The sequence below is a fragment of the Virgibacillus salarius genome (genome assembly GCF_039521925.1).
In the GTDB taxonomy this organism is placed as follows: Bacteria; Bacillota; Bacilli; order Bacillales; family Amphibacillaceae; genus Virgibacillus; species Virgibacillus salarius.
Genome location: NZ_BAAACY010000021.1, coordinates 1 through 5,816, shown reverse-complemented (window position 1 = coordinate 5,816; position 5,816 = coordinate 1). Strand labels below are relative to the sequence as shown.

Annotated in this window: 3 protein-coding genes; all 3 read left to right on the top strand. The window is 36.7% G+C overall.

Features of this window, described 5'->3' with window-relative positions:
• Nucleotides 1-231 precede the first annotated feature (231 nt).
• The 3 genes from pdaA to ABDZ84_RS03890 all read left to right on the top strand — a co-directional run bounded on the left by pdaA (nucleotide 232) and on the right by ABDZ84_RS03890 (nucleotide 5,458).
• Nucleotides 232-1,023, top strand: a complete 792-nt coding sequence (gene pdaA / locus ABDZ84_RS03900; RefSeq protein ID WP_026679574.1) for a delta-lactam-biosynthetic de-N-acetylase — start codon at nucleotides 232-234, stop codon at nucleotides 1,021-1,023.
• Between the two features lie 360 nt (nucleotides 1,024-1,383).
• On the top strand, nucleotides 1,384-2,964 hold the full coding sequence (gene mbcS, locus ABDZ84_RS03895; protein WP_343780199.1) for an acyl-CoA synthetase MbcS: 1,581 nt from the start codon (nucleotides 1,384-1,386) through the stop codon (nucleotides 2,962-2,964).
• Nucleotides 2,965-3,334: 370 nt separating this feature from the next.
• On the top strand, nucleotides 3,335-5,458 hold the full coding sequence (locus tag ABDZ84_RS03890) for an ATP-dependent Clp protease ATP-binding subunit (RefSeq protein WP_026679576.1): 2,124 nt from the start codon (nucleotides 3,335-3,337) through the stop codon (nucleotides 5,456-5,458).
• Nucleotides 5,459-5,816 lie beyond the last annotated feature (358 nt).

Sequence of the window (5,816 nt, the reverse complement as noted above, 5' to 3'; positions counted from 1 at the left end):
GTCAAGCAAGCAGTAGCTATTATTCCATAATAGCTACTAGAGGAAGCGTAAATCGGAGCATTTAGTGATAGGGACTGAGCGAATTTTGCTCCGTTTTTCTTATGATGGATTCCATAAACACCTTTTTTTATTGGAACAGGAGACTTCACTAAAAGCAAAAGTGTAATCTTTAATGATAGAATAAAAATATGTAGTAAAGGAGATAGTAAAAAGAAAAACAGGTGGGGTAATATGAAAAAATACATGATGCTGACAGTCCTTGTTTTTCTAATTGTTTCTTTTGATATGTTACCATCCGTTTCAGCGAATGGCTATGGCTGGGGGTATAAGAAGAATAGTGATCATAAGCTCCCAGATATCGGTGAATATCAAGACATGCTTAAAAAATATGGTGCTTATTATGCAGATAACACTGGAGAAAAAACAATTTATCTGACATTTGATAATGGTTATGAACAGGGATACACAGATAATATATTAAATGTATTAAAAAAACAACAAGTACCAGCAACGTTTTTTGTAACGGGTCACTATGTGGAAAGCGAACCAGACTTAGTAAAGCGTATGGTTGATGAGGGACATATCGTAGGAAATCATTCCTATCATCATCCTGATTTCTCTATTATGGATAAAGAGGCAATTAAAGAAGAACTGGAAACATTGGAAGATGCAGTAGCTGAAGTATCTGATCAGAAAGAAATAAAATATCTCCGACCTCCAAGAGGTATGTTTAACGAGAATACATTAAAATGGTCGAAAGAACTAGGCTATATTCATATTTTTTGGTCGTTGGCATTCAAGGACTGGGAGACAAAGAAGCAAAAGGGCTGGAAGTATGCATTCGAACAGACGATGGATCAGGTACATCCTGGTGCAATTATTTTATTGCATACGGTTTCATCGGATAATGCTGAAGCACTTGATCGTATAATTACCGAATTAAAAAAGCAAGGATATCGCTTTAAAAGTTTGGATGATCTTGTCCTAAAGGATCAATTACCAAAAGCAATCTATGGGCTATAAGTTAGCTTAAATAGATATTCTATAAAATACAGTGAATAGAAATGCGAACGTTGGTAGAGAGAGTAACAGAGGCGATGCTTCGTCGTTAGTAAAGTTACTCAAAGGAGCCTGAACCATTACCCACGAAAATCAGCTGCTTAGAAGAAAGCTGAGACAGACGTTCTATATAAAAATAATAAAATTAGTGGGTAAGGTCATCGACGGGTGATCTTATCCACTCACTAATTAATGTTTCACTTTATCGTTGACTTTTGAGGTAGTTATTTTTGTTCCTACTCAAATCGTAACTTAATAATGTTTTATTTATAATTTTCCAAACTTTTGATATACTGATGAAAAGCATACAAGGAGTTGGACATTATGAATAAAGAAGATCTGATTGCTCCATATAATTATAATATTGTCATGGAAATGGAACGTCATGCAAATGACCCAACTAAAGTTGCCTTGATTTGGGAAAATGAAGGTGGAGTTCATAAGGAAATTACATACAGTGAATTAATGCGGAATGTAAATAAAATTGGAAACGCTTTCTTAGAAAGTGGCTTGCAAAAAGGAGACAAAATTCTTGTGATGATACCTCGCTTGGTAAAAGCTTATGAGGTCTATTTAGCAGCTCTTAAAACAGGAATCATTATTATTCCAAGCTCAGAAATGCTGAAGACAAAGGACTTACAGTATCGTGTTACACATGGAGGGGTTCGTGGAGTTGTAAGTTATTATCCGTATGTTGAACAATATTATGGTATTAGCGAATATGATCAGTTACAAAAAATTGTAATTGGTGAGCCTATGGATGGTTGGCTTTTTCTTGAAGGATTAATGGAAGATGCATCAGATCAATTAGAATTGGCATTAACCTGTAAAGATGATATTGCGTTTTTACCGTATACGTCAGGAACAACTGGCAATCCCAAAGGTGTAGTGCATACACATGGCTGGGGATATGCTCATCTGAAAACAGCTGCAAAAAACTGGTTAGCAATAAACGAAGGAGATAAGGTTTGGGCAACAGCTGGTCCAGGATGGCAGAAATGGGTTTGGAGCCCATTATTATCTGTGTTAGGTTCAGGAGCAACAGGATTTATTTATCATGGAAAATTTGACGCGGAAAAATATCTACAGTTACTGCAGGAACAAGAAATTAATGTACTTTGCTGCACACCTACGGAATACCGAATCATGGCGAAACTCGACAATTTGGAAGAATACGAGCTTCCTGCCTTACATAGTGCTGTTTCGGCTGGTGAGCCATTGAATGTGGAGGTAATCAATACATTTCAGCATTATTTTAATGTAACGGTTCGTGATGGGTATGGACAAACGGAGAACACATTACTACTTGGATTTATGAAGAATATGGATGTGAGACCAGGATCAATGGGAAAACCAACTCCGGGTAATGAGGTCGATATTATTGATGAAAATGGTATTCCCGTTCAAGTTGGGGAGATTGGCGATATTGCAGTAAAGCTCGATTGCCCAGCCTTGTTTCGAGAGTATTATCAAGATACAGAACGGACTTCTATGTCAAGACGTGGCGATTACTATGTGACAGGAGATCAGGCTTCTAAGGATGAGGAAGGTTATTTCTGGTTTGAAGGAAGAAGCGATGATATCATTATTAGTTCAGGATATACAATTGGTCCTTTTGAAGTAGAGGATGCATTGGTTAAGCATCCATCTGTCCAAGAATGTGCTGTTGTAGCAAGTCCCGATGAAATACGGGGGAACATTGTAAAAGCCTTTGTGGTGTTACGTCAATCTCAAGCAATAGGATCAGAGTTAGTCAAGGAGTTGCAAGAGCATGTTAAAACTTTAACTGGTCCATATAAATATCCAAGAGAAATTGAATTTATTGATGAATTACCAAAGACTACTTCTGGGAAAACAAGAAGAGTTGAATTACGTAATCGAGAAAAATTCAAGGTAAATGAATAGAAATGGTTAAAGAGGGCTCATATGCTCTCTTTTTTGTAGTCTAGGAAATTATAAAAGGAGTCAGCTGTCCAGAAACTAGGCGATTTCACGAATCGCCCTTTGATAAGTCATCATTGACTCGCAAGCACTCTCCGCTGGCTCGCTCCAGTCGCTACGTTTCTAATCGGGTGCTTTCGCTTTTGTTCCTTCGCATAGCCATGTTTTATAAACTCATTTATGTGGGAATGTTACTAGTGAGCATCGTAAAAAAAATTAATCAAAATGCTTGAAAGTCAAAAAAGGTCAGAGTATAATAATAGTCAAAGGTCAAATATAGTCAAAGTCAAACTTTTAATGATTACAATAAACATATTTCTAAGGAGGAATGGAAATGCTTTGTCAAAACTGTAAACAAAACGAAGCTAGCATTAATGTTGCAATGAATATCAATAGTCAGCATATGCAAATGCACCTATGTAATGAATGCTTTCGTGAAATCCAAGGGCAAATGATGAATTCCAATGACTTCTTCTCACAATCCCCATTTGAACATATGAATGGTTTTCAAGCGAATGGATCTCCGAAAATGGGGACAAGAACAAAACAAAAAAACGGAAACCGAGGTAATGGATTAATTGATCAGCTTGCAAAAAACGTAACACATGCAGCAAGGGCTGGTTTGATTGATCCGGTAATCGGCAGAGATAAAGAAGTCAAACGAGTTGTTGAAACTTTAAATCGTAGAAATAAAAATAATCCCGTATTAATAGGAGAGCCTGGTGTTGGTAAAACTGCGATTGCAGAAGGCTTGGCACTTAAAATTACAGAAGGAGATGTGCCTACAAAATTAATCAATAAAGAAATTTATATGCTAGATGTGGCATCACTTGTTGCTAATACGGGTGTTCGTGGTCAATTTGAAGAACGTATGAAACAATTAATTAACGAATTACAAGAACGTCAAGATGTTATCTTATTTGTTGATGAAATACACCTATTAGTTGGAGCAGGCACTGCAGAAAGCTCGCAAATGGATGCAGGAAATATTTTAAAACCTGCACTAGCCAGAGGTGAATTACAATTAATTGGTGCTACAACATTAAAAGAATATCGTCAAATTGAGAAAGATGCGGCACTAGAACGTAGATTACAGCCCATCATTGTAAAAGAACCTTCAAGTGAAGAAGCAGTTCAGATATTACAGGGTATTAAGGATCGTTATGAGAAATTCCATGAGGTTCGTTATTCTGATGAAGCTATTCGGGCATTTGTAACACTTTCAAAACGATATATTCAAGATCGTTACTTGCCTGATAAAGCGATTGATTTGATGGATGAAGTTGGTTCACGTTTGAATCTAGCTAATGCTTCGAAAGACTCTGATACAATAAACCAACGATTAGAAGAAATTATTAAAGAGAAAGAAGAAGCTGCTGAAAGAGAAGATTATGAACGTGCTGCAAATTTAAGATATCAAGAAATACAGTTGCAAAAACAACTAGATAAAGCGAAAGATGAAGAACAAATTATCGATGTAGATATTTCCGATATTCAATTGATTGTTGAAGAAAAAACTGGGATACCTGTTACAAAGCTTCAAGCTGATGAACAAGAAAAAATGAAAAACATTGGTGAAAACCTAAGTGCAAAAGTGATTGGACAAGATGTAGCTGTAGATAAAGTTGCCAAAGCGATTCGTCGTAGTCGAGCAGGCTTAAAATCAAATTATCGACCAATTGGTTCTTTCCTTTTCGTTGGACCAACTGGTGTTGGTAAAACAGAACTAACAAAAGCCTTAGCGGAAGAATTATTTGGCTCCAGAGATTCGTTAATCCGTCTTGATATGAGTGAGTATATGGAGAAACATGCTGTATCAAAAATCATTGGTTCACCTCCAGGCTATGTAGGTCATGAAGAAGCGGGTCAATTAACGGAAAAAGTACGTCGCAACCCATACTCCATTATTCTATTAGATGAAATAGAAAAAGCACATCCAGACGTACAAAACATGTTCCTACAAATTATGGAGGACGGTCATTTAACGGATTCGCAAGGAAGAACAGTTAGCTTTAAAGAAACTGTAATTATTATGACGAGCAATGCTGGAACAGGTGTTAAAACAGTGAATGTTGGTTTTAATAGGGAGTCCCATGAATCTGTATCTACGATGGAGAATCTGGGGGCATATTTCAAACCAGAATTTCTTAACCGCTTCGATGCGATTATTCAATTTAACGAACTAACCGAAGAAAACCTAATGCAAATTGTAGATCTTATGCTTGCTGATCTACAAAAAACAATCGAAGAAAATGATCTATCGATTACGATTACAAATGAAGCTAAACAAGAATTGGTTCGACTTGGCTATGACCGCCGTTTTGGCGCAAGACCTTTACGTAGAGTAATCCAAGATAAAATCGAAGATCAATTAACAGACTTAATATTGGAAGATGATAATGTTTCCAATGTAAAAGTAGACGTCTTCGATCAAGAAATTGTAGTGCAAAAGGCGTGAGTTAGATAAATGAAAAGGGGTTGGGACAAAATACAACTTCTTTACTCATAAATACGAATAATCATGTTTGTCAATAGGAAAATCATTGAAGCACCATGAAAAATATACTTGCTTTCGCGGGCACGGCCTCAGCAGCGATATATCGCACGCAGAAAAAGGGTTCTTCTTTTTCAAGGAGTCTCATATTACGGAGCTAATGAATTATTTTAATCAAATAAGGGGCTGGGACAAAACCCAGTAAAATAAAAAGTGGTACTCGCCAATAATTTGGTGAGTACCACTTTTTTAGAGATTTATGTACGCAAAAGGGATACCTTCTGGTAAAGTTAAAGTAATCACACCCAAACAGAACCGGAGG